The organism is Streptomyces sp. AK08-02, assembly GCF_033795085.1.
GTDB classification, from domain to species: domain Bacteria; phylum Actinomycetota; class Actinomycetes; order Streptomycetales; family Streptomycetaceae; genus Streptomyces; species Streptomyces echiniscabiei.
On the sequence record NZ_JARAZV010000003.1, the window covers coordinates 306507 to 330591 of the forward strand.

The window sequence follows — 24085 nt, forward strand, 5'->3', positions numbered from 1 at the left end:
ACCCGTGGTGGCGTGATTGTGTCCCACCGAGGACATTCTGCCCACCCCCCGGTCTGCTGAGCAGAACGCGCAGAACCCCTCTTAACACGACTAACGCGAGATACGTCTGAAACAGCGACGTAATACTGTGCGGCCTCTAGCGTCTGCCTTCCTCAACCTCCGAGGTGAGGAAAGGAGACGGCCTCAGATGGCTTCGCGAAACGATGTCGCGGTGATCCCGGGCGCCGAGAAAATCGGCCGGGACAGCGCGCGAGTCGAGATTTCAGGACTCACCAAACGGTTTCTGACTCCTGCGGGCGAGGTGTTCACGGCGCTGAAGGACGTCTCCTTCACCGTGGAACCGGGCCAGTTCTGCGCGGTGGTAGGCCCGACCGGCTGCGGCAAGTCGACGACCCTGGGCATGGTGTCCGGGCTCGACCGGCCCAGCGAGGGCTCGGTCAAGGTCGGCGGCCGGGAAGTGGACGGCGTCACGGACGGCGTCAGCTTCATGTTCCAGACCGACGCGCTGCTGCCCTGGAAGACCGTCCTCGGCAACGTGCTGATGGGCCCGGTCTTCCGCGGCGTCCCCAAGCAGCAGGCGCAAGCCTCGGCGCGCGACTGGCTGCGCCGGGTGGGCCTGACGGGGTTCGAGGACCGCTACCCGCACCAGCTCTCGGGCGGCATGCGCAAGCGCGTGGCGATGGCCGCGGCGCTGATCAACGAACCGAAGATCCTGATCATGGACGAGCCGTTCGGCGCCCTGGACGTGCAGACCAAGGCGATCATGTCGACCGAACTGCTCGGCCTGTGGGAGCAGATCCGTCCGTCGGTCGTCTTCATCACCCACGACCTCGACGAGGCCGTGGCGCTCGCCGACCGGGTCGTCGTCATGACGTCCAGCCCGGGATCGGTCAAGGCGGTCTTCGACATCGACCTGCCGCGCCCGCGCGGAGCGGTCCAGGAGATCCGCTTCCAGCCCCGCTTCATCGAACTTCAGCACCAGATCTGGGACTGCCTGCGCGAGGAGGTGGAGCGCGCCTACGCACGCACCGCAGGAGGTACGGCATGAGTACGACGTCCGCAGTTTCCGCCGGCCTGGTCAAGGACGGCGCACCGTCCACGGCCGCGGACACCGCCAAGCGCGCCGCCAGGCGGCGCATCGCGCTGGTGTGGGCGGGCCGCGTCGGCCTCGCGGCCTTCGTCATCGGCGGCTGGCAGGCGTTCACCACCTGGGGGATCGTCGACCCGTTCTTCTTCGGGCAGCCGTCCGGCATCGCCAAGCGGCTGGTCGACCTCTTCCAGCACGGCACCGAGTTCGGATCGTTCTACTCCAACATCTGGACCACGATCCAGGAGGCGCTCGCCGGCTTCGCCCTCGGCGCCGTCACCGGGGTGGTCTTCGGCGTCACGCTCGGCCAGAGCCGGTTCCTCGCCGACGTGCTCGGCCCCTACATCAAGATGGTCAACGCGATCCCGCGTATCGTCCTCGGCTCGATCTTCATCGTCGCGTTCGGCATCGGCGTGCTGCCGAAGATCCTGCTCGCCGCGGTGCTGGTGTTCTTCATCGTCTTCTTCAACGCCTTCCAGGGCGTGCGTGAGGTCGACCGCAACATCCTCGCCAACGCCAAGGTCCTGGGCGCCTCGCAGATGCAGATCACCCGGCACGTCATCGTGCCGTCCGCGCTCACCTGGATCATCGCCAGCCTGCACAGCGCCTTCGGATTCGCCATCGTCGGCGCCCTGGTCGGCGAGGTGCTCGGCGCGCAGAGCGGCCTCGGCCTGGTCATCAAGACCGCGCAGAACAACTTCGACCCCGACGGCGTGTTCGCGACGATGCTCGTCATCTCGGTCATCGTGCTCGGCGCCGAGTGGCTGATCGGAAAGCTTGAGCACCGGCTGCTGTCCTGGCGTCCGCCGGCGCCGACCGAGGCGAACTCCCTCTGACGCCCCGGCACTTCCCCCTCCTTCATCTCAGAACCCTGCTCAGCAAAGGAATGTGGTCAGCCATGTCCAGACGACCCGTCGCCGTCGCCGCGTCTCTGCTCACCGTTCTCGCCCTCGGCGCGGTCAGCGCCTGTTCCGGCAACTCGTCCGCCTCGACCGGTGGTTCGGGCGGCACACCGACCGTCAAGCTGATGGCCGGCGGCCTCGACAAGCAGATCTACCTGCCGTACCGGCTCGCCCAGCAGCTCGGCTTCTACAAGAAGTACGGCGTCGACGTCCAGCTCAGCACCGAGCAGGACGGCGGTGTCGGCGCCGAAGACGCCATGGCCTCCGGGCAGGTGGACATGGCCGGTGCCTGGTACGTCCACACCATCGACTTCCAGGTGAAGGGCAAGGCGGTCGAGGGCCTCGTCCAGTTGTCCGGCGCGCCGGGCGAGCGGGAGATGTGTGTCCCGAAGAGCGGTGTCCACTCCGGCGCGGACTTCAAGGGGAAGACGCTCGGCGTCACCGACATCGGGTCGGGCACCGACACGCTCACCCAGTTCATGGGCGCACAGAAGGGCGTCAAGGCCAGCCAGTTCAGCCGGATCGGCGTCAGCCAGGGCTCCACGGCCATCGCCGCGCTGCAGAACGGCAAGACCGCCTGCGTCATGACGACTCAGCCGACGGTGGCCGCGATCGAGAAGAAGGGCGTCGGCACCTCCGCGATCGACCTGGCCAGCACCGCGGGCGCCAAGCAGGCGCTCGGCGGCACCTGGCCTGCCGCGACCGTCCTCGCCCAGACCAGTTGGGTCAACTCGCACAAGGACACGGCGCAGAAGGTCGTCGACGCGCTCGTCGCCACCATGCACTGGATCAACACGCACAGCGCAGCCGACATCGCGAACAAGCTGCCGCAGTCGTACGTGTCGAACCAACTGGTGACCAAGGCCGACTACATCAAGGCCCTGGCCCAGGACAAGGGACAGTTCCTCCCGGACGGCATCATGCCGGCCGGCGGCCCGAAGACCGTTCTGGCGACCGAGGAACTCGTCGGCCACGCGACCTCGAAGGTGAACCTCGGCACGACCTTCACCAATGAGTTCGCCCTGAAGGCCAACAAGACCGAGGGCTTCAAGACCACCACGACCCCGGCGGGCTCGAACGGCTGAGCCAGCACCGCTCATGGCCGGGGCGGCCCGGGGGACTGTCACCCGGGCGGCCCCGGCCATGAGCGCGTCCTTCCCGGCCGCCGTTCGTCGGTTCAGTCCACGCTGGGCCGGGCGAGGCCCCGGTCGTAGGCGAAGATCACAGCCTGGATGCGGTCGCGGGCGCCGATCTTGGCCAGGACACGGCCGACATGGGTCTTGACCGTGGACTCGGACAGGACGAGCCGGGTGGCGATCTCGCCGTTGGTCCAGCCCTTGCCGACGGCGACGAGGATCTCGCGTTCGCGTTCGGTCAGGGAGGTGAGCCTCGGGTCCTCCGCGGGATCCGTGCGATGGGCGGGGACGTAGCGGGCGTACTCGTCCAGGAGTCGGCGGGTGAGGGCGGGCGCGATGACGGCGTCGCCCACCGCGACGGCGCGGATGCCGGCGAGGAGTTCCTCGGGGCGCGCGTCCTTGAGGAGGAAGCCGCTGGCGCCGGCGCGGAGGGCGGCGTGGACGTACTCGTCGACGTCGAAGGTGGTGAGCACGAGGACGCGGGAACGCTCGCCGGCTGCGACGATGCGGCGGGTGGCCTCGATGCCGTCCATGCCGGGCATGCGGACGTCCATCAGGACGACGTCGGGGCGCAGTTCGGCGGTCTTGCGGACGGCCTCGGCGCCGTGGGCGGCCTCACCGACGACGTCGGTATCGGGGACGGAGTCCAGGAGCAGGTGGAAGCCGTAGCGTTGCAGCGGCTGGTCGTCCACGATGAGCACGGTGGTCACCGGGCACCGCCCTGGGGCGTGAGGTCGAGGACAGCCTCGACGCTCCACCCTCCGCCGCCCGTCGGCCCCGCGCTGACGGTCCCGCCGTACAGAGCCGCTCTCTCCCGCATGCCCACCAGGCCATGTCCTTCCTCGTTCGGCGGCCCGGCCGGTGTGGCCGGGCCGGTGTCCTGGACCTGGATGGTCAGCCGACTGTCCTCGACGAAGATCGCCAGGTATACCCGGGTGTCGGGGTCGGAGTGCTTGAGAGTGTTGGTGAGGGCTTCCTGGACGATGCGGTACGCCGTCAGCTGCACTCCGCTGTCCAGGGAGTCCATGTCGCCGGAGGTCCGGTAGACGACCTCCAGTCCCGCGGTCCGTACCTTGGTGCACAACGCTTCGATGTCCGCGATGCCGGGCTGCGGACTGAGTTCGGGCCCGCCAGGTGGACCGCCCCCGGCCTCGCGCAGTACGCCGAGCACGCGCCGCAGCTCGCCGAGGGCCTGGCGGCCGGTGTCGCCGATGAGCTGCAGGGTCTCCTTGCCCCGTTCGGGGGCGATGTCCATGGCGTAGGCACCGGCGTCGGCGAGCGTGATGATGACGGACAGGTTGTGGCCGACGATGTCGTGCATCTCGCGGGCGACCCGGGTGCGTTCGGTGGCCGTGGCCAGCCTGCTGCGCTGGTCGCGCTCGATCTCCAGCCGGGTGGCCCTCTCGCGCAGTCCGGCGAGCTGGGCCCGGCGGATCCGTACCATCAGGCCGAGCGCGAGGGCCGCGGTCGCCGTGCTCAGCAGGAAGAACAGCGCGTCCCCGACGGACACGACCGAGGACACGCGGACCGCGACCAGCACCATGGCGCCCGCCATGGCCGCACAGGCCCATGTCAGTTGTCGCAGCCGTCCGTGCAGGGCCAGGCTGTACAGGGCGACGAACAGGGCGACGTCCGCGCGCAGTGCCGCGCCCAGCGACCACTGAAGGACGAACATCGCCGTGATGGCGGCGAACGCCACGAGGGGTTTGCGTCGCCGCCACAGCAGGGGCAGTACCAGGCCGGTCTGGAAGGCCAGCATTCCCGCTACGGGCAGGTGGGTGAAGGCGAGCTTGAACCGGCGCGGGCTGTCGCCGTCGTCCACACCGCCGTGGATCAGGTCGGGCAGGCAGAACATCAGGAAGACCAGGCCGACGACCGCGGTGTCCAGCACCCAGGGGCGTGTCCGGTCGGCATGCCGCAGCCGCTGGCCGCCCCGGGAGAATCGGGCGACCAGCGGTCCCATCCCGCTGAGGTCATCGGTGGTCACGGGCGTCACCTGTCCATGGTGCGGGTGTCAGGCGTCGGTGCGCGCGAGCCGGTAGGCCGCGCCGCCCAGCACCAGCGCCGTCCAGCAGAGGAAGACCAGCAGTCCGGCGCCCGGCGACAGGGTCGTGGAGTCGTGGGTCAGGGCGAACATCGACTCGCCCGCGTTGGACGGCAGGTAGGGGCTGATGTCGTTCTGCCAGGAGCTCGGCAGCAGGGAGATGAGTCCCGGGATCAGCATCAGGGCGGCCACCAGCACCGAGATCCCGCCGGCCACCGACCGCAGCAGCGCGCCCAGGGCGGTGCCGATCACCCCGACCAGGCCGAGGTAGAGCCCCGCGCCCAGCAGGCTGCGCAGGACGCCCGCGTGCGAGAGGCTCATGGCCGCGGGCGTGCCCGAGACGATTCCGCTCCCGATCAGGAAGGTGACGAACGCGCCCAGCGTCCCCACCACCAGCGCGACCAGCCCGAACACGGCCGCCTTGGACCACAGGACAGGCAGCCGGCGGGGCACCGCCGCCAGCGTCGAGCGGATCATGCCGGTCGAGTACTCCCCCGCCGTGACCAGCACGCCGAGCACACCCAGGGCCAGCTGGGCGAAGTTCGTGCCGAACAGGGACAGGCTCACGGTCGTCGAATCGGCGAAGTCCGAGTCGAGGTTGCCGGAGTCGATCCCCGACTTGTAGCGGCTCGCGGCGATCAGCCCGAAGGCCACCACGAACAGCAGGCCCAGGCCCAGGGTGATCCAGGTCGAGCGCAGGGACCACAGCTTGGCCCACTCGGAGGAGAGCACGCGCCGTCCGGTCACCCGGTAGACGGGGCGGACGGGTGCGGTCCGGGGTTCCTCCACGGTTGCGGTGAGGGTACTCACGCGGGCCTCCCGAGGGTCTCGATGCCGGTCGTGGAGCCGTGGTACTCCACGGCATCCCTGGTCAGGTCCATGAACGCCTCCTCCAGTGACACGGTCCGCGCGCTCAGCTCGAACAGCGCGATCCCGTGCTCGGCGGCCTTCAGCCCGATCTCACGGGCGCTCAGCCCGGTCACCTGCAGCTCCTCGGAGCCGATCTGCCCGGTGACGTCGACACCCGGCCCGCTCAGCACGTCCCGCAGCCGCGCCGGGTCCTGTGTCGTCACCTTCACCGTGTCGCCGCCCGCCTCGCGGATCAGATCCGCGACGGTCGTGTCGGCCAGCAGCCGCCCGCGTCCCACGACGATCAGGTGGTCCGCCACCAGGGCCATCTCGCTCATCAGGTGCGAGGACACGAACACCGTCCGGCCCTCCTCGGCGAGCCCCTTCAGCAGGTTGCGGATCCAGAGCACACCCTCCGGGTCCAGCCCGTTGACCGGCTCGTCCAGCATCACCGTCTGCGGGTCGCCCAGCAGCGCCGCCGCGATGCCCAGCCGCTGGCCCATCCCGAGGGAGAAGGCGCCGGCCCGCTTCTTCGCCACGCTGCCCAGGCCGGCGAGGCCGATGACCTCGTCGACCCGGCGGCCCGGTATCCCGTGGGTCAGCGCGAGGGCCCTGAGGTGGTTGTACGCCGTACGGCCCGGGTGGATCGACTTCGCCTCCAGCAGGGCGCCGACCTCCTGGAGCGGCGCCTGGTGCGAGGCATAGGGCCGGCCGTTCACAGTGACGGAGCCGCTCGTCGGCGCGTCCAGGCCCACGATCATGCGCATGGTCGTCGACTTACCCGCGCCGTTGGGTCCTAGGAAGCCGGTCACCGTTCCCGGCTTCACGACGAAGTCCAGCCCGTCGACGGCCGTCTTCTCGCCGTACTTCTTGGTCAACTGCCGTGCGTCGATCATTCGCGTTCTCCCTGTCGGGCTCCGGCGTCCGTCGCTTCCGAACGCCACATCGGCCACGCTAAGAGCCGAATCACCGCGATCCCGTGGTACCGGGAGGCTGAACCGCGCCGCAGACGTAGTACCGCGGTACTACGCGACTACCTGCGGTGCCGTCCGTGTTCGCCGACTCCGCCGTGGTCGCAGCAGGCGTCCGGCCGCCGCATCAAATGCCCCGCGCCCGACGCCTTGGCGTCCGCGGCGCACTGGGCCCGCTCCGCGCTGTCGACCAGGTTCTCGCTGTCCGACGCGGCATTGGCGAGGCTGGCACAGCACAGGGTCAGCAGAAGGGCGCCCGCCACGAAGGGCAGGGCGCGGCGCGCGGGAGGCGGTGCCAGCAGGGCCTGCACGCGCTGAGGCACCGCCCCGCCGGTCGCGGCCAGGGCGGCGGGGCGCGACGCGCCGACGGAGGCGAGCGCCGCCCGTCCGACGGCGCGGGCGACAACCGTACGGCTGCCGACATTGGCCGCGGCCTCCTCATCGGCCCATCGCTCCAGCACGAACCGGCCCGCCTCGGCCAGCGGGCGCAGCAGGGGGTTGACGGCCGCGGTGAGTCGCCACACGGTCTGGAATAGGTGGTGGCGGCCTCGGAGATGGGCCCGCTCGTGCGCCAGGAGAGCCTCCCGCTCCGCGTCACCGAGACAGCGCAGCATCCCCCGGGACACCACGATCCGTCCGGGGGCGCCGGGGAGCGCGAACGCCTGCGGGGCCTCGTCGTCGAGCACGACGAGTTCCGTGTCCCCCGGCACCCGGTCGCATTCGCGCCGGGCCCACAGGACGTGTCGGCCCTGCCGTACGGACGCCACCCCGACCGATACGAGCCCCGCCGCCAGGGTCAGGGCGCTGACGGCCGCGACAGCCAGGGAGACCGGGTCCTGCGTGCGCAGCGCGGTCACCGACCAGTGCCCCTCCTCCGCGACCTCGGGGATCCGCGCGAACCCGGTGAACGCCAGCAGGGTCAGTGAGCCGAGCCAGCCGGTCGCCGTCACGAGCGCCGCACACGCCAGGAACCAGGCCGCGGGCCGCGGCGCCGGCCGCCGGGCCGCCCGGGGCGCGAGCACCGCGAGGACCAGAGTGACCAGGAGGGGGATGTAGACGCTGATCGTCACCGGCTCACTGCCCGTCGTCGCTGCGCCCGGCGTCCTGCTCGCCCAGCAGGCGGTGCAGCAACTGCTCGTCCTCCAGGGAGAGTTCGTTGACAAAGCGGGCGAGCACCGCCTCCCGGTCCGTGCCGCGCTGCAGCAGGCCGTGCATCCGTACGGCGGTGTCGGACGCCTCGTCCCGGACGGGCGCGTAGGCGTATCCGCGGCCCGCGGGGTGCCGTACGAGCATGCCCTTGTCGTGCAGGCGCGACAGGATCGTCAGCACCGTTGTGTAGGCGAGGTCCCCCGGCAGCCGTTCCAGGACCTGCCGTGCGGTCAGCGGCTCGTGCGCGGCCCAGAGGGCGGCAAGGACGCCGCTCTCCAGTTCCCCGCGTGCCCTTCTGCCGGTCGCCCCGCCGCTTTCGCCGCTCGTCCGGTCGCCCATGGTTCACCTGCCTTCCCGTTCGGCACGACAGCCTACGGCGTCACTACTACGGCTTGTAGGAAGCCGGCGAGATCTCCGCCACACGAGCTACTACATCTTGTACGAGTTTACCTACTACATGTTGTAGAGTCTGGCCGCCCACTCCACCTGCGGAGGAACGAGCCCCATGCCCTACCTCGGAAGTTCGGCACACCTGCGCGCCCTGGCGGCCTCCACCCAACGCCCCGAGCCGATGCCGGCCACGGCACGGGCCGAGCGCATCGCGATCGTCTCGGCGAGCATCGGCGCAGGTCACGACGGCGCCGCCGCCGAGCTGGCCCGCCGGCTCACGGCCCATGGCTTCGTCGTCGACCGGTTCGACCTGCTGGACCTGCTGCCGGCCCACCTGGGACGGCTCGTCCGGGACGGCTACCACCGCATGCTCGTCCAGGCCCCCTGGGCCTACCAGCGGGTGTACCGCAGTACCGAACGCGCCGGCGGTGGTGGGCCGTTGGCCAGAGCCCTGCTGCGTTCCGCCGAGGAGCGGATGCTGCGCGCTCTGCACCCCGGCACCGGGGCGGTCGTCTCCACTTACCCGGGGGCCAGCCGCGTCCTGGGCGGCCTGCGGCTCCGGGGGCGGCTGGGCGCACCCGTCCTCACGTATCTCACCGACTTCTCCGTGCACCCGCTGTGGGTGGCCGACGGTGTCGACGTCCACCTCGCCGCGCACGCCGTACCCGCCGCCCAGGCGCGGGCCGCCGGGGCGCGGGACGTCCGGGTGTGCGGCCCGGTGGTCGATCCGCGGTTCCGTCCCGGCAGTGCCCTGGAGCGCGACACGGCCCGGGCACGCTTCGGGCTGCCGCAGAACGCCCCGTTGGCGCTGCTCGTGGCCGGATCCTGGGGGGTCGGACCGGTCCGGCAGGTCGCCCTGGAACTGCGCGACTGCGGTGCCGCCGTCCCCGTGGTCGTCTGCGGCCGCAACGAGGCGCTGGCCGCGCGGCTTCGCGCGGACGGCATCGAACACGCCTATGGCTGGGTCGATGACATGCCCGCCCTGATGCACGCCGCCGACGTGCTGGTCCAGAACGCCGGTGGGCTCAGCTCCCTGGAGGCGTTCGCCACCGGTCTGCCCGTGGCGAGCTACCGGTGCATACCGGGCCACGGTCTGACCAACGCCGCCGCTCTGGAGGAGGCCGGTGCGGCGGTCTGGATCCGTGACCCGTCCCGCCTGAAGGCCGTGCTGTACGACCTGATCGACGGCGCGCCCGGACTGAGCCAACGTGCGGTCGGCTTCGCCCTTTTCGCCGCCGAGCCCGAGGGCGGACCCGCCACGGAGACAGCGCGCGTCCAGCGCGCGGGGCTGTCGACGCCGCCTCCCCGGCCCGCAGCGCGACGGCGCCGCACGGCGGTACGCCGGCTCGTCGCCACCACCGCCGTGGCCTGCGGGCTGTGGGCCTGCGCCGTAGGCACGGGGATCGCCACCGCATACGACGGACTGAGCATGATCCACTCCATCGGGCACAGCCTCGACCCGGACGAACCGCTTCCGGGTCACACCTCCCACACCGAGGGCCACCACTCGTGACCGCCCCACGACTGCTCCGCACCGCCGCTCTCGCCGCCCTGCCCATCCTGGCAGCCGCCCATGCCGCACCCACCGTCGCCACCTTCGGGCCGCTGCGCAATCGCACGATGCCCCGCCTCTCGGGCCGGGGCCGCCCGGATCACATAGCCCTGACCTTCGACGACGGACCCGACCCACTGTCCACCCCGCACTTCCTGCGCCTCCTCGCCGAGCGCCGGATCCGGGCGACCTTCTTCCTGCTGGGCCGCGAGGCGCAACACTCACCCGGCCTGGTCCGCGAGATCGCCGCGGCGGGCCACGAGATCGGCATCCACGGCTGGCTGCACCGCCCGCTGCTGCTGCGCGGCCCACGCGCCACGTACGACGACCTCGCCCGCGCCCGCGACACCGTCGCCGACATCACAGGGCTCCGCCCCACCCTGTTCCGGCCGCCGTACGGCGTCATGTCGACCGCCGCCCATCTGGCCGCCCGGCGCCTCCGTCTCACCCCCGTGCTGTGGACCTGCTGGGGCGAGGACTGGACCGCACGCGCCACACCGGCGTCCGTCCACCACACCGTCACGTCCGACCTCGACGGCGGCGGCACCATCCTGCTCCACGACTCCGACTGCACGTCCGCCCCGGGCGCCTGGCGCTCGGCCCTGGGCGCGCTCCCGCACATCATCGACACCTGTGAGCAACGGGGCTACGAGGTGGGCCGGTTGCGCGACCACGGATGGCCCGAGCCGGCCTGACGTATCGAGGCCGAAGCTGCGATTCCCTGCCGATCGCCCCTGTCGCCAGGTCGCGCTGCCGATCGGGACGTTCCGGTCACGGATCCCGTCAGCACCCCGGTCCGGATCACAGAACGGAGCGGCGGGTAAGCAGCGCCAGCACCAGCAGGCCGGGGAGCAGCGGCAGCCAGCCCGTCAGCAGCCGGTAGCCGAAGACCGCCGACATGGCCGCGGACGCGGGTGCCCCGGCCGCGGTGAGCGTCAGCACGAGCGCGGCGTCGAGCGAGCCCAGGCCGCCCGGAGTGGGCAGCAGTACGGCGGCGCCGCTGGCGAGGAGGTACGCCAGCACGACGTGACCTGCGGGCACGGTCACGTCCAGTGCCCGCACCACGGCGACCAGCACGGCGGCGTGCAGCAGGGCGAAGCCGAGGGACCCGCCCCACAGCGCGCAGGCCCTGGACCGCCTGCGGTGCACCGCCCGCACGTCGGCCAGAGCGCGCCTGGCCACGCGCCCCGCACGGTGACGCACCGGCCGGCTCGACAGCACGGCCAGGGCGGCGACCACGACGCAGCCGACGACCGGAACCACCACGGAGGCGCGCGGGAGCGTCGGCGCGAGCCGCAGGGTCCGGGGCGAGGCCAGGAGCAGCACGACGGCCAGCACGAAGCGGACCAGCCCGCCGGCAGCGGCCTTGACCGCCAGTGCGGTCGCCGACCGGGCGGTGGACAGCCCGCAGCGGGTGAGGAACCGCAGGTTGACCGCGCTCGCGCCGACCCCGGCGGGCAGCACGTGGTTGGCCGCGCACGCCGCGAACTGAGCCGCCACCAGCCGCCCCGCGGGCAGCCGTTCGACCACCGCTCCCTGCTGGGCGACGGCCGCGCACACCCAGGTCGCCAGAGCTGCCGCGCAGGCCGCCAGCAGCCAGGCGCGATCGGCGACGGCGAGCCGGTCGGCACCGGCGTCCACCGTGTGCCGGTGTGCGGCCAGCACCCAGACGGCCGCCACCACCACGGCCGCGGTGACGGCGAGCTGCCAGGGCCGGCCGAGGCCGCGGGCCGGCGGAACACCAATGACGCTCACTGCCGCCCTCCCGCCACCGGGGCGGGTGCGACGTACACGCGCAGGCCGGCCACCCGGTGCGGGGTCCAGGAACGGGCGTAGCCGGACGGGCCGCCGCCCGGTGCCATCAGCAGCGCGGGACGCCGCCACCCCCGTACACACACCAGCAGGACGAGCGGGGGAAGGGTCGCCCAGACCGCGTCCGTGGGGCGCATCCAAGCCATCAGGGCCGTGCTCAGACCCACGCCCCACAGAGCCGTGCGGTCGAAACGGTTCGCCTGAGCGCGCAGGAAGCAGCCCGTGCCGGCCAGGGCGCCGACGGCGACCCAGTAGTTGGGCATGGCCTGCGGGCCGTAGAACAGCGTCACCCACAAGCTGGCGAACAGAGCGCCCGCGGTCGCGAGCACCCGGGCGGGGAAGAGGCCCCGCCAGGCACGGAGCGCAAGGAAGAGGGCGAGGCCGGACAGGACGGCCAGGTAGATCCGCAGCAGCGCGGTGGACGACGACCCAGCGGCGACGGGCGCCACCAGCAGTGGGACGCCACGGGCACGCGGGGCGCTGAAGAACGAGGCCGGCGAGTGGGAGGCGACCTGGCTGACGTAGACCAACTCGTCCCAGCCGAGGCCCATCCCCGGCCGTACGAGAAGGAGTTGGGCCAGAGCGAAGGCGCCGGCCACGACCGCGAGCGCCACCTCGCCCCGGGACCGCCGGGCGGAACGGACGGCCATCGGCGGACCGAAGCGACGCGGACCGGCCGACGAGACGCGCGCACTGTCCGTGGCCTGCGGCCCGTCGCTCATCACTCTCTCCCAACCCCTACAGCCTGTAGGGTCCCAGTCCACCCTACAGACTGTAGGGTTCCGGTGAATCCCTCGGACCGAGAAGCCCCTACACGCTGTAAGGTTTCAGTCATGGCTGGCACGGGCCCGCGGGGCAGAGCCGAACGGCGTAACGCCGGTGAGCTGGAGAGCGAGGTGCTCGCCGCGCTGTGGGCGGCGGACCGGGCGCTGACTCCGGCGGAGGTCCAGGCCGAACTCGGCGGCGACCTCGCCTACAACACCGTGCACACCATCCTCAAGCGCCTGTACGACAAGGAGCTCGTCCTGCGCGACGCGGACGGGCGGCGCGGCGCCTACCGGCCGGCCAAGGACGCCGCCGAGCTGACCGCACAGGCCATGCACGAGGCTCTCGACCGGGGCCCGGACCCCATCGCGGCGCTCCAGCAGTTCGTCACCGGGTTGAGTACCGAGGAGGAGCGGGCGCTGCGCAAGTTGCTGGGGGGAGAGGAACGGTGAGAGTCGACGTCTACACCCCCTTCCTGCTGTCGCTCCTGCTGGCCGGGATCGGTCCGCTGATCGGCGGCCGGGTCGCACCCGCGCTCGCCGCCCGTGTGCTGGCCGGCACCGCCGTCGTGAGCGCGGTGGCGACCACATGGTCCCTGCTCCTGCTGGCCGTCACCCTCCTCGACGCCGCTCCCCCGGTCGTCGCCGACGCCCGCGAGGACGGCCTCCGGCTTCCCGAGCCGGTACCCGAGGTCGTCGGTTTCGCCGCGTGCGCACTGCTCCTCGTCCTGGCCCACCGGTTCTTCAGAGCCGCCCGCGCCGAGTACCTCACCCGCCGGGCCCTGCGGCTGCTGTGCGAGGGGCAGCCGTCGGACACCGAACTGATCGTGGCCGCCTCCTCCGCCCCCATGGCCTTCGCCATCCCCGGAAGCGCGGGTTCACCCGGCCGGATCCTGGTCACCAGCACCATGCTCGGCTCCCTCTCGACCGAGGAGCGCCGGGTCCTGCTCGCCCACGAACGTGCGCACCTCACCCACCGCCACGCACGGTTGTGCACCGCCGTGACACTCGCCTGCGCGGCCAACCCGCTCCTCGCCCCGGTCCGGGACACGGTCGCCTTCCTCGTGGAACGCTGGGCCGACGAGCGGGCTGCCGCGGTGGTCGGGGACCGCGCTTCCACTGCCCGCGCTCTCGCCCGGGCAGCACTCACGGTCGGATGCCGGGAGCCGTCGGACGCACTCGGCTTCACCGACCGCGCGGTCACCCGCCGCATCGCCGCCCTCCAGGCCGACCCGCCGCCGCGACTGTGGCCGCTGGCGGCGACCGTGCTGGCTCTCGGCGCCCTCACCGCGTTGGGCGCCGCCGACGCCACCGGCGACCTGCTCCGGCTGCTGGAGCCGGTTCTCGCCTGAGGCTGATCACGCGGGGGCAGGTCGAACCCCAGGCGGTGGTCCGCCGGGGCTGGACCGGTCAGGGACTTTCCTTGCCCTGGGCGATCTCGACCTGGCGGTGGAAGTCGACGACGCCGGCTGTTCCGGCGGCGACGGACAGGACCGTGCAGGCGACGAGAAGCGATGCGGTAAGGCGCCTGGTGCGCGAACCTGCCGGGGACGGTGCGAGAAGGGCGGCGACGCGTTGCGGAACCGGGCCGGTCGTCGCCGCGGGTGCGAAGTCCGGGCGGGTGGAGGGGGAGGCGTGGCCGGCGAGGGCGGCGCGTGCGATGGCCGTGGCGATCAGGCGTCGGTCGCCGACGGCGGTGGCGGCGGTCTCGTCGGCGGCCCGTTCGGCGGCGAGCCGGATGGTGTCACGGACGGCGCGCAGGGCGGGGTGGCAGTGGGCGGCGAGTTCGGCGGCGGCCAGGAAGTAGTGGTGGCCGGCCCAGTTGTGGGCACGTTCGTGGGCGAAGAGGGCCTCTCGCTCGGCGGGGCCGAGGCTGCGCAGCATCGCGGTGGTGACGACGATGCGGTGGGGCCGTCCGGGCAGGGCGTACGCGTCCGGGTGGGGCGAGTCGACGACGCACAGGTCGCCCGCGGCGGGACGGCGGTCGGCCTGTGTGCGGGCGGTTCGGAAGGCGCGGGTCTGCCGGAAGGCCGAGCGGGCGAGGGTCAGTGCGCTGAGGGTGAGTACGCCGGTGGCCGCGGCGGCGGTGGGGAGGACGAGTTGGTCCGAGGGGGTATGCAGGGGGTGGATGAGTTCGCCGAGGGTGGCGAGGGCGGGGAGTTTGAGGAGTCCGGTCAGGACCAGGGCGCCGAGTGCGGCGACGCAGGCTCCGGCCAGTGCCAGAGCCGATGCGGTGAGGATCCACAGCGCGGTGGCGGGGGCCACGCGGTCGAGGGTTCGGCGGGCGAGCGTCGGCGCGAGGAAGGGCAGGAGCAGCGGTACGAGCAGGAGTGCGGTCATCACTCGTCGCCCTCCAGGAGGCGGCGCAGGAGCTGCTCTTCGCCGGGGTTGAGCTGGGCGACGAAGCGGGCCAGGACCGTCTCGCGGTCGGTGTCCCGGTCGAGTTCGGTGTGCATGCGCCGGGCGGTCAGGCCAGGAGCGTCCTGCACGGGCAAGTAGGCGTAGCCCCGGCCGTGTCGCTCGCGGCTGACGACACCTTTCTCGTGCAGACGGGTCAGTATCGTCGTCACCGTCGTACGGGCCAGGCCGGAGCCGAGCCCGGTCCGCACTCGTCCGGGCGTGAGCGCGGCCCCGGCGGTCCACAGCACGGCCATGACGGCGGCTTCGAGCTCACCGGCCGGCCGCCGCTCGTCCCTCACGTCGGTCATGGGAACGGTCCTCACTCCATTGTCGTCTACAGTTCAGTAGACCGTCTACAGAATTGTAGTCGCCTGTCGGGTGCTGTCGCTCCGCCGCACCCGACCGTCCGGAAGCAGCATGAAGGGCTCTCGATGATGACCACAGCCGTGCACCTATCGTCGCAGCTCGCCGTCAACGTGCTGGATGCCCGGTCCCTGCTGTCCGCGTTCGGCGTGCTGGGCGTGGGTGTGGTGCTGTTCGCCGAGACCGGGCTGCTGATCGGCTTCTTCCTCCCGGGCGACTCGTTGCTGTTCACGGCCGGTCTGCTGTGCACCGGCGCCGCCGACCGCGGCCTGAAGCTGTCGCTCGCCCCGCTCCTGGTCGCCGCGGCGATCGGGGCGCTGGCCGGCGCACAGTGCGGATATCTCCTGGGCCGAAGAGCGGGTGGCGCCCTGCTTGCCCGCAGCCGTTCGGCCCGTCTGCACGAGGGCGCGAAACGTGCGGAGGAGTTGCTGGAGCGTTATGGGTACGCGAAGGCGATCGTGCTGGCCCGCTTCGTTCCGGTGGTGCGTACGGTCCTGAACCCGATGGCGGGCGCGCTGGGGGTGCCGGTGCGGACGTTCACCGTCTGGCAGGTGACCGGCGGGCTGGTGTGGAGCCTGGGTGTCACGCTGGCGGGATACGCGCTGGGTTCCTCCGTACCGAACGTGGACCGGTATCTGCTGCCGATCGTCGCGGTGATCGTGGCCCTGTCGCTGATCCCGGTGGCCGGCGAGGTGCTGCGCTCGCGCCGGGCCGCGAAGGCCAGGGCAAAAGCGAAGGAGGCACGCGGATGATCCTCGCTCTCGACGGCTCGTCGATCGACGGCTGGGCCTACACCGATGTGGTGAACCTCGCCCTCCGCTCTCCTTCCTGGCTCGACGATGCGGTGTCGGCCTGGTCCACCTACGGGCTCGCGCTGTTCGGGGTGCTCATGCTCTTCGGCTGGTGGCGTGCCCGGCGGGAGGGCGCCGTAGCCTCGGTGATGGCACTCGCCGTGCCGTTGGTCGTGGTCGTGGCCTTCGGGGTGGACGCGGGGCTGAAGCTGCTGGTGCGCGAGGACCGCCCCTGCCGCAGCCTGCACGTGAGCACGCTGGAGGCTTGTCCGGCGCCCGGCGACTGGTCCTTCCCCAGCAACCATGCGGCGATCGCCGCCGCCGCTGCGGTCGCCCTGCTGTTCGTCTCCCGCCGGCTCGGCAGGGTCGCCGTGGTGGCCGCGTGCGCGATGGCCCTCTCGCGGGTCTGGGTCGGCGTGCACTACCCCCACGACGTGGTGGCAGGAGTTGTGGTGGGCGCTGTGGTATCGCTTCTCGCGATGACCGTATTGCGCCGGTATCCGCAGGCCGTGGCTCTGCGCATCACGGCCACCCGTCTGCGTCCGCTGCTGGTGGCGTCATGAGGCGCGGCGACGTCACCGAGCTGGCCGGCACGTGCGGCCTGGGTGCGTGGACGGCGTTCGGCGTACTGACCGTGTTCGTCGTGGGGTACGACGGCGCGCCGCTGTCCGTGGACGACACCCTTCTGAACTGGTCCGTCGGGCACCGGCCGGATGTGGCTGTGGCGTTCGCCAGAGCTGTGACCGCGACCGGGACGGGTTTCGTCCCGTACGCGCTGGCCTTGCTGGCCGGAATCATCGCCGGGCGCACCTGGCGGCAACGCGTGCCGGCCGTCGCGTTCTGTCTGGCCTGCCTCGGGACGGGCCAGGCGCTGCGGCAGGTGCTGCTGGAGGTCGTCGGCAGGGTCCGTCCGCCCCGCATCGACTGGGAGACGCATGCCTCGGGGTGGGCGTTCCCGTCCGGTCACACCACCACGTCGGCCCTCAGCGCCGGCCTGCTCGTCATCGCCGTTCTCGTGCGCGGTCCGCGTGGCGGAACCCCTCTCGCCTTGGTGATTGGCGGCTGGGGTGTCCTGGTGGGGCTCACCCGCGTCTATCTGGGGGTCCACTGGTTCACCGACGTTGTCGGGGGCTGGCTGTTCGCCCTGGGCTGGCTGGGACTGTGGGTGGGGGCCGCATCCTGCTGGATGCCCGAGCGGTTGATCGTCCGGAGCGACGGACTCGACACAGTGAAGGGGGAGGACCATGCGCCACACGATCCTGGTCGTCGAGGACGATCACGCCCTGCGTGATGTGCTGATGCGCGGGCTGCGCGACGAGGACTTCGACACCGTGCCCGCGCCGGACGGCGCCACCGCCCTGCGGCTGGCCACCGCCGGCATCTCCGCCGCCGTACTCGACATCGGGCTGCCCGACGCCGACGGACGGGACGTGTGCCAGGCGATGCGCGCGAACGGATTCCTCTCCCCCGTCATCTTCCTGACCGCACACCACCGCCTGACCGACCGCCTGTCCGGGTTCTCCGCCGGAGGCGACGACTACCTCCCCAAGCCCTTCCACCTCGCCGAACTCGCCGCCCGCCTGCGGGCAGCCCTCAAACGGACCGCCCCGCCGACCGCCACAGCGGGAGACCTGGTCCTCGACGCCGTCCGGCACAGCTTCACCGTACGCGGCGTTCAAGTCGCCCTGACACCAACGGAGTTCCGCCTCCTGGCGGAACTGATGGCCGCGTCCGGCGGGGTCGTGCGGCGCCGTGAACTGGTCCGGGCGGGCTGGCACGAGGGCGCGCACGTCAGCGACAACACCCTCGACCAGTACCTGACCCGGCTGCGCCGCAAGCTGCGCGAGGGCGACAGCGACCGGACGATCGCCACGGTCCGCGGCATCGGCCACCGCCTGACATGAGCGGCAGCCGCCAACGGCCACGAACCGCGGTGGCCGCCATCCTCCACCGTCTCGCACCCCGCACCCTGCGCGGCCGGCTCTCCCTCGTGGCCCTCACCACGGCCGCACTGCTGATGCTGGTCCTCACCATCGCCTTCAACGCCGTGGCCCAACGCCGCCTCCAGCACCAGGCGGACGACGAGCTGCGCACCCGCGCCGCCGCCGTCGCGACGACCATCGACACCAGCGGCACGACCGTACGCGTCCTGGAGACCTCCCACGACGACCTCCTCGACACCAACGTGTGGATCTACGCCGACCGACACCTGCTGGAAGAACCACCGAACGCCGGCCCCCTGACCCGCCTCGCCGACGCACTCGCCGGCCGCGGCGGACGGCGGTGCGTCACCGTCGACGTCAACGGCCCCCTGCGGCTGTGCTCCCAGCCACTGCCTGGCGACAGGAGCGAGGCCACGGTGGTCACCGCGCTCGACCTCTCCCCTTACCGCAGCTCGGCCGACACCCTGCTGCTGGGATCACTCGCCCTGGACACCGTGATGCTCGCCTGCACCTACGCACTGACCCGGCTGGCGGTCGGCCGCGCGCTGCGTCCCGTCCGCACGATGACCGACCAGGCCACCCAGTGGAGCGCCGTCGCCTCCGAAGAACGCTTCGCCAGCATGCGGCACCCGGCCGAACTCGCCCGCCTCGGCACGTCGTTGGACGCCCTGCTGGACCGCATCCGCACCCTGCTGCGCCACGAACGGCAGCTCACCGGGGAACTCTCGCACGAACTGCGGACACCCCTGAGCCGGATCATCGCCGAACTCGACTGGTGGCAGACCCGCCCCCGCACCACCGACCAGACCCGCGCCACCCACCAGGTCATCGCGGACGCCGCCGAATCCATGCGCACCATCTGCGACACCCTCCTGGACGACGCCAGGGGCAACACGCTCACAGCTCCGGGCACCGCCGAGGTCCTGCCCACGCTGCACCACCTCACCGAAGCCCTGGACGTACCAGGCCACTTGACGCTCACCGCCGACGGCCCACACCTGACCGTCGGCGTCCCGCCCGCCCTCCTCGAACGCATCGCCAGCCCACTCCTCGCCAACGCCTGCCGCTACGCCCACTCCAGCATCACCGTCCGCGCCTGCCGCACACCCGACGGCGTACGCATCGACGTCACCGACGACGGCCCCGGCGTACCGCCCTCGTTCACCGGACAACTCTTCGAACCCGGTCAACGTGCCGATCCCGGCGACGGACACCACGGAGCGGGCCTCGGACTGCCCCTGGCACGACGCCTCGCCCGATCCGCCGGCGGCGACGTGACGCACGACCCCGGGCACGAACCCGGGGCACGATTCGTCGTCAGCCTGCCCGCCGGCTGACGGCAGCCCCACACGCCGGCACCGGCATATCACGACCCGTCAGGGCCAATCACGGCGCGACTTCGTGCCGGATGTCCCTGCGAGAGGCGGCCAGATAGCCGACGAAGCCAAGGATCGCCACCGTCCAGGACAGCGTGACCGGCCCCAAGCCCAGGTCGAGCCCGCCCCTGCCGTGACCGACGGCCATCCAGTCGGCGACGGACGCACCGAGCGGGCGGGTGATGACGTACGCCGCCCAGAACGCGGTCACCGCGTTCAGGCCACCCCAGCGGTGCGCGGCGGCCGGAACGGCGATCGCGGCGGCGTACAGGACGGCGGAACCCAGGTAACCGAAGCCGATCGTGGCGGTGAGATCCCCAGCGGCGGTGCCCAGCGCGAAAGTGGCCAGCACGGCGGCCCAGTAGAAGATCTCGCGGCGCCGAGTGTGGATGCTGTGGATGGACAGGGTGCCCTCGGTGCGGTACCAGAGGGCGAAGACGGCAGCCAGCGCGACCATGAAGAACGGCGTCGAGAGCATGTACGGCACACCGAGGCCGACATGCAGGACGTCGGCGGCCATCGTGCCGAACACGCTGACCATGACGATCGCCGTCCAGTAGATCCAGGCGACGTACCGGCGGGCGGCGAACTGCACCGCCAGAGCGACGACCAGGGCCACGCCGCCGAGGCCGACCGCGGGGATCGGGCCGAACAGGTGGGCCAGCCAGTCGGAGGCCGTCTCGCCCATGCCGGTCGTCAGCACCTTGATGATCCAGAAGTAGACGGTCACCTCCGGCACCTTGCTCGCCGCATGTCGTGCGCGGCGCGAAGGCCGATCGTGAGTGAGGTGATCTGTCGTCATGACAGGCACGATGGCACGCTGCCCAGCGGTTGCCCCAGACCCCTTTGCCAGAGCTTTGGCGCTTCTGGTGCCCGAGTTGCCCAAGGCCAGCCCGAGCCTGAACACAACCTGAACGTGGCGGCAGATGGGCTGGTCAGCGGCGCGCGGCGGGTGATACCGGCGATCTCCCGACGCTGCCACAACGGCCGAGAAGCAGGAGGCAAGCAGCCGACCACCCGAATGCTCAGCGGGTTGGGTGATCTTTCAGTGCGGGGCCGTGGCCATGTACATCGGCGTCGCCTACCGGTTCACGTCCTCCACGTCCTTCGCCAACCCACACCACTCCACCAGGGATTCACCGAACATCGCATCGGCATGAGCGTCTGGGCCGGGCTCGCCCGGGGCGTCGACGGCCACCTCCCGCTGCTGATCTCCGGCGGTATCGCGTTGGCCCTCGCCGGTGTGCTGCCAACCGCTGCCCGCTCGCGGACCGCAGCCCTCTGAACCGGCATCCCCGATGAAGGCGCGATGAACCGGTCGGCTTCCGGCCATGGGCAGTGGCAGGTTCTGGTCAAAGGCTATCCAAGTGGCGGACGCCTCCTGCCGCCGGTGGTCGGGTTCTGTGCGACGGCTGTATGACCACCCGTTACCCGTTCTTCGGAGGACCTGGTGTCAGCACTCACCCGTAAGAGACGATGGCTCACGATCTGCGCCATCACCGCATCCGCCGCACTCGTCGTGATACCCGCCGGCGCCGCGCCCGGCGGGAACAGTAGCCCCTTCGGCGCCCGCGCACTCGCCCAACTCGCCGCCGAACGCGCCCAGTCGGTGGACGCCATCACCCCCAAGGCCAAGGCGGAGGACGATGGCGGCGGTGATGACGGCAACGAGGCCGACGAGATAGCCGAGGGCGCGGACCAGTACGCCGAGGCCCGCACCTCACCCGGCATCGTCACACCGGGCGCGTACGGCGCCGCCTGGACGAGCCTGACCAACCTGCCGAGCACGGGCGGCAGTTGGCGCAACATCACGAACCTGCCGTACAACTCCGACGACCCGCGCTACCGCGACTACGACTCCAACTCCAGCGGCGGTTCGGGCAATGTGACCGGCCGAATAGCCGCCATGGCCGCCGACAACGACGGATACGTCTATGCGGGCAGCGCTGGCGGCGGGGTGTGGCGGTCCAGGTCCGGAGGCGGTCACTGGCAGCCCATCAGCGACAAGCTGCCCGCGCAGTCCACCGGCGCGCTCGCGCTCGACGGCGGCGGGCGCCTGTGGCTGGGTACCGGTGAGGCGAACACCAATGCCGACGCCTACCTCGGCAGCGGCGTCTACGTCCTGTCCAATCCGCACCACGGCACCTTCTCCACGCGCAGCCGGGTCGGCGGCGACGAGCTGGAATCCACCACCATCCGCCAGTTGCGTTTCGGCGCCGGCAAGGTGTGGGCGGCGACCAGTGAGGGCGTGTGGAGCCACTCCACGAAGACGTTGAAGGGCGCCTGGAAGCTGGAGTTCGCGCCCAACCCCGCCTATCTGCCCGGCGGTTCACTCGCGAACGACCCCTCGGCCGCATACAAGAACATCACCAACGACATCGCGATCGACCCCAAGGACCCCTCCAAGGTGGTCCTCGCGGTCGGCTGGCGCAGCGGTGACGACTACAACGGCTTCTACACCAAGACGAACGGCACCTGGACGCGGATCACCAGCGGCTTCGGTGATCTGCCGACCGACGCCGCCAATGTCGGCACGGTCACCTTCGCCCGTTCCACCGACGGCTCGCGCTACTACGCCATCGACGAGTCGCCCGCGCAGATGGCCGCCAACCCCGACAGCGGCCTTCAGGGCATCTACAGCGCCGGTTCGCCGTTCGGTCCCTGGACGAAGGTCGCCGACTACACGCAGCTGGCCGCCGACGGCTCGGCGCTTACCTCCAGCGGCTACATGCCCGGCGTGCAGTCCTGGTACAACCAGTTCCTGACCGTCGACCCGAACGACCCGCAGCACGTGTACGCGGGCCTGGAGGAGGTCCACGAGTCCAAGGACGGCGGCGCCACCTGGTCGGCCGTCGGCCCGTACTGGAACTTCGGCTTCCCCTGCTGGAGCATCGACCCAACCAAGCAGACGGGTGACTGCAACCAGACCACCCACCCCGACCAGCACGGCGTCGCGATCGGCAGCTACCACGGCAAGAGCTTCGTCTACGTCGGCAACGACGGCGGTGTCTACAAGCGCCCGCTGAACGGCTCTCAGGACGCCTCTGGGCACGCCACCGACTGGGCCTCGCTCAACGATGGCACCATCGACACCCTCCAGTACTTCTCCGTGGGCGCCGGCAAGGACCTCACCTACGGTGGTGTCTCCGTCACTGGCGGCCTGCAGGACAACGGCCAGTCGATCCTGCGCAGCAACGACCGCGTGATGGGCTCCAACTTCGGCGGCGACGGCGGCGACACTCTCACTGACCCGGCCAACGGCTGCAACATCGCAGAGGAGTACGTCTACCTCGCGATCCAGGTGACCCAGAACTGCGCGGTGAACGACGGCAGTTGGGTCACCGACCCGAGCAAGATCACCTCGTACAACGTAGCCCCCGCCGACAACGCCACCGGTGAGGCCCGCTTCATCGCCCCGATCACGGCCGACATGAAGAACAGCTCGACCTGGATCGCGGGCGGCCGGCACATCTGGGTGCAGACTCACGGCTACGCCATCCGCAGCGGCGACGAGTGGACCAGCGTGTACGACCTCGGCGTCGGCCGCACCGCCACCGCCGTCGCAGCCTCGGGCGGCAAGGTCTACGCGGCCTGGTGCGGCCCCTGCAACAACCAGGGCTTCGCCCGCGGCATCTCCGTCGGCAACGCGGACGGCACCGGCTGGCACGACATCACCCTCCCGGCCACCGGCGCGGACGGCACCGTACCCAACCGCTACCTCAGCGGCTTCGCCGTCGACCCGAAGAACGCCAACCACGTGTATTTGGAGGTCAACGGCTTCTCCCGGCACTGGACCGAGGGCCCCGGCGCCGGTGTCGGCCACGTCTTCGAGTCCACCGACGGCGGCACCACCTGGAAGGACATCTCCAAGAACCTCCCCGACGTGCCGACCAACTCCGCGGTCGTCACACCGAACGGCGGCCTCGCCGTCGCCACCGACCTCGGCGTCGTCTACCGCGCGCCGGGCCGCACCACCTGGCAGCGCGTCGGGAACCTCCCGGCCGTCGCCGTGCTCCAGCTGAAGCTGAGCCCCGACGGCAGGACGCTGTACGCGGCCACCCACGGCCGAGGCATCTACACCATCAAGGTGAGCGACTGTAAGTGACATAGCAAGGTCGCAGGGGTGACCCCGGTTTCCGGGGTCACCCCTGCGTCGTATACGGCACCACACTCACGTCGAGCGTGAAGGCGACGCGCGCCGCACCCGCCACGTCCGGCGCCTTCGCCGTCGCCGTGATCCTCGCGGTACCGCCCCGGGTGCCCGCACAGCGCAGCGAGGCGCGGGCCGAGCCGTCCGCCTTCAGTTGCCACTCGGACACAAGGGCGAAGATCGGAGCAGAGCTCTGTACCGCCGTCCACCGCCTGTCGTCCGTACGGGGCTTCAGGACGAGAGACACCACCGTCCCAGGCCGCACACAGAGTCGCTGCTCGATCACGTCCCCAGGGCTGACGGCCACAGTGGTGGAGCCCGCGACGCACCCTGGGGGCTTGGAGGCTGTCCCATGAGGGGCCGGGGCTCGTGTCGACGGCGTCGACCTTGTCACAGCGGGCGAGCT

25 protein-coding genes and 1 pseudogene are annotated in these 24085 nt (G+C 71.3%); 14 read left to right on the forward strand and 12 right to left on the reverse strand.

Going from position 1 to position 24085, the window contains the following annotated elements; all coding sequences use genetic code 11:
• Positions 1–187 precede the first annotated feature (187 nt).
• The 3 genes from PV734_RS07765 (at position 188) to PV734_RS07775 (ending at position 3074) form a co-directional block, all read left to right on the forward strand.
• Positions 188–1048: an ABC transporter ATP-binding protein gene (locus PV734_RS07765; RefSeq protein WP_319289041.1), complete on the forward strand. Its 861-nt coding sequence runs from the start codon at positions 188–190 to the stop codon at positions 1046–1048.
• Positions 1045–1923, forward strand: coding sequence for an ABC transporter permease (locus tag PV734_RS07770; RefSeq protein WP_319289042.1), 879 nt, complete (start codon positions 1045–1047; stop codon positions 1921–1923). Before PV734_RS07765 ends, PV734_RS07770 begins: the two co-directional genes overlap by 4 nt.
• 62 nt (positions 1924–1985) lie before the next feature.
• Positions 1986–3074 carry an ABC transporter substrate-binding protein gene (locus PV734_RS07775; RefSeq protein ID WP_319289043.1) on the forward strand — a complete coding sequence of 363 codons (1089 nt, stop codon included), beginning with the start codon at positions 1986–1988 and terminating at the stop codon, positions 3072–3074.
• A gap of 92 nt (positions 3075–3166) precedes the next feature.
• On the opposite strand, the gene PV734_RS07780 is transcribed toward PV734_RS07775, so the two are convergent.
• The 6 genes from PV734_RS07780 to PV734_RS07805 all read right to left on the reverse strand — a co-directional run bounded on the left by PV734_RS07780 (position 3167) and on the right by PV734_RS07805 (position 8477).
• A complete protein-coding gene (locus PV734_RS07780) occupies positions 3167–3835 on the reverse strand; it encodes a response regulator transcription factor (protein ID WP_319289044.1) in 669 nt (222 codons plus the stop codon).
• Positions 3832–5112 carry a sensor histidine kinase gene (locus tag PV734_RS07785; protein WP_319289045.1) on the reverse strand — a complete coding sequence of 427 codons (1281 nt, stop codon included), beginning with the start codon at positions 5110–5112 and terminating at the stop codon, positions 3832–3834. The genes PV734_RS07780 and PV734_RS07785 overlap by 4 nt, the downstream gene beginning before the upstream one ends.
• 27 nt (positions 5113–5139) lie before the next feature.
• The gene (locus PV734_RS07790; RefSeq protein WP_319289046.1) at positions 5140–5979 is read right to left on the reverse strand and encodes an ABC transporter permease; all 840 of its coding nucleotides are present in this window, start codon (positions 5977–5979) and stop codon (positions 5140–5142) included.
• Positions 5976–6914, reverse strand: coding sequence for an ATP-binding cassette domain-containing protein (locus tag PV734_RS07795; protein WP_319289047.1), 939 nt, complete (start codon positions 6912–6914; stop codon positions 5976–5978). The genes PV734_RS07790 and PV734_RS07795 overlap by 4 nt, the downstream gene beginning before the upstream one ends.
• 137 nt (positions 6915–7051) lie before the next feature.
• A complete protein-coding gene (locus PV734_RS07800; protein ID WP_319289048.1) occupies positions 7052–8059 on the reverse strand; it encodes a M56 family metallopeptidase in 1008 nt (335 codons plus the stop codon).
• A gap of 4 nt (positions 8060–8063) precedes the next feature.
• Positions 8064–8477, reverse strand: coding sequence for a BlaI/MecI/CopY family transcriptional regulator (locus tag PV734_RS07805; RefSeq protein ID WP_319289050.1), 414 nt, complete (start codon positions 8475–8477; stop codon positions 8064–8066).
• A 166-nt stretch (positions 8478–8643) separates the two neighbouring features.
• Between PV734_RS07805 and PV734_RS07810 the strand changes: the two genes are divergently transcribed.
• Positions 8644–10041: a glycosyltransferase gene (locus tag PV734_RS07810; RefSeq protein WP_319289051.1), complete on the forward strand. Its 1398-nt coding sequence runs from the start codon at positions 8644–8646 to the stop codon at positions 10039–10041.
• Positions 10038–10775: a polysaccharide deacetylase family protein gene (locus PV734_RS07815; RefSeq protein ID WP_319289052.1), complete on the forward strand. Its 738-nt coding sequence runs from the start codon at positions 10038–10040 to the stop codon at positions 10773–10775. Before PV734_RS07810 ends, PV734_RS07815 begins: the two co-directional genes overlap by 4 nt.
• Positions 10776–10881: 106 nt before the next feature.
• On the opposite strand, the gene PV734_RS07820 is transcribed toward PV734_RS07815, so the two are convergent.
• Both PV734_RS07820 and PV734_RS07825 read right to left on the reverse strand, forming a co-directional pair.
• A complete protein-coding gene (locus PV734_RS07820) occupies positions 10882–11835 on the reverse strand; it encodes a lysylphosphatidylglycerol synthase domain-containing protein (protein ID WP_415924168.1) in 954 nt (317 codons plus the stop codon).
• Positions 11836–11900: 65 nt separating this feature from the next.
• A pseudogene (locus PV734_RS07825) lies at positions 11901–12542 on the reverse strand (hypothetical protein); the annotation flags it as partial.
• A gap of 183 nt (positions 12543–12725) precedes the next feature.
• On the opposite strand from PV734_RS07825, the gene PV734_RS07830 reads away from it, so the two are divergent.
• Positions 12726–13109, forward strand: a complete 384-nt coding sequence (locus tag PV734_RS07830; protein ID WP_319289053.1) for a BlaI/MecI/CopY family transcriptional regulator — start codon at positions 12726–12728, stop codon at positions 13107–13109.
• Positions 13106–14008 carry a M48 family metalloprotease gene (locus tag PV734_RS07835; protein WP_319289055.1) on the forward strand — a complete coding sequence of 301 codons (903 nt, stop codon included), beginning with the start codon at positions 13106–13108 and terminating at the stop codon, positions 14006–14008. The genes PV734_RS07830 and PV734_RS07835 overlap by 4 nt, the downstream gene beginning before the upstream one ends.
• Positions 14009–14066: 58 nt before the next feature.
• Here PV734_RS07835 and PV734_RS07840 read toward each other — a convergent pair whose 3' ends face one another.
• Positions 14067–14996 carry a M56 family metallopeptidase gene (locus PV734_RS07840; RefSeq protein WP_319289056.1) on the reverse strand — a complete coding sequence of 310 codons (930 nt, stop codon included), beginning with the start codon at positions 14994–14996 and terminating at the stop codon, positions 14067–14069.
• Positions 14996–15364 carry a BlaI/MecI/CopY family transcriptional regulator gene (locus tag PV734_RS07845; protein ID WP_319289057.1) on the reverse strand — a complete coding sequence of 123 codons (369 nt, stop codon included), beginning with the start codon at positions 15362–15364 and terminating at the stop codon, positions 14996–14998. Before PV734_RS07845 ends, PV734_RS07840 begins: the two co-directional genes overlap by 1 nt.
• A 126-nt stretch (positions 15365–15490) precedes the next feature.
• On the opposite strand from PV734_RS07845, the gene PV734_RS07850 reads away from it, so the two are divergent.
• Genes PV734_RS07850 through PV734_RS07870 form a run of 5 tightly spaced genes read left to right on the forward strand, consistent with a single transcriptional unit; the run spans position 15491 to position 19490 of the window.
• Positions 15491–16171, forward strand: a complete 681-nt coding sequence (locus tag PV734_RS07850; protein ID WP_319289180.1) for a DedA family protein — start codon at positions 15491–15493, stop codon at positions 16169–16171.
• Positions 16168–16773 (forward strand): phosphatase PAP2 family protein, encoded by a 606-nt coding sequence (locus tag PV734_RS07855; RefSeq protein ID WP_319289058.1) that lies wholly within the window; start codon positions 16168–16170, stop codon positions 16771–16773. The genes PV734_RS07850 and PV734_RS07855 overlap by 4 nt, the downstream gene beginning before the upstream one ends.
• A complete protein-coding gene (locus tag PV734_RS07860) occupies positions 16770–17501 on the forward strand; it encodes a phosphatase PAP2 family protein (RefSeq protein WP_319289060.1) in 732 nt (243 codons plus the stop codon). The genes PV734_RS07855 and PV734_RS07860 overlap by 4 nt, the downstream gene beginning before the upstream one ends.
• Positions 17455–18114: a response regulator transcription factor gene (locus PV734_RS07865; RefSeq protein WP_319289061.1), complete on the forward strand. Its 660-nt coding sequence runs from the start codon at positions 17455–17457 to the stop codon at positions 18112–18114. Before PV734_RS07860 ends, PV734_RS07865 begins: the two co-directional genes overlap by 47 nt.
• Entirely contained in the window at positions 18111–19490 is a 1380-nt protein-coding gene (locus PV734_RS07870) for a HAMP domain-containing sensor histidine kinase (protein ID WP_319289062.1), read from the forward strand. Before PV734_RS07865 ends, PV734_RS07870 begins: the two co-directional genes overlap by 4 nt.
• A gap of 49 nt (positions 19491–19539) precedes the next feature.
• Here PV734_RS07870 and PV734_RS07875 read toward each other — a convergent pair whose 3' ends face one another.
• A complete protein-coding gene (locus tag PV734_RS07875) occupies positions 19540–20331 on the reverse strand; it encodes a hypothetical protein (protein ID WP_319289063.1) in 792 nt (263 codons plus the stop codon).
• Positions 20332–20685: 354 nt separating this feature from the next.
• On the opposite strand from PV734_RS07875, the gene PV734_RS07880 reads away from it, so the two are divergent.
• Positions 20686–20814, forward strand: coding sequence for a hypothetical protein (locus tag PV734_RS07880; protein ID WP_319289064.1), 129 nt, complete (start codon positions 20686–20688; stop codon positions 20812–20814).
• Positions 20815–20979: 165 nt separating this feature from the next.
• Entirely contained in the window at positions 20980–23634 is a 2655-nt protein-coding gene (locus PV734_RS07885; RefSeq protein WP_319289065.1) for a glycosyl hydrolase, read from the forward strand.
• A gap of 37 nt (positions 23635–23671) precedes the next feature.
• On the opposite strand, the gene PV734_RS07890 is transcribed toward PV734_RS07885, so the two are convergent.
• Positions 23672–23848 carry a hypothetical protein gene (locus PV734_RS07890; RefSeq protein WP_319289066.1) on the reverse strand — a complete coding sequence of 59 codons (177 nt, stop codon included), beginning with the start codon at positions 23846–23848 and terminating at the stop codon, positions 23672–23674.
• Positions 23849–24085 lie beyond the last annotated feature (237 nt).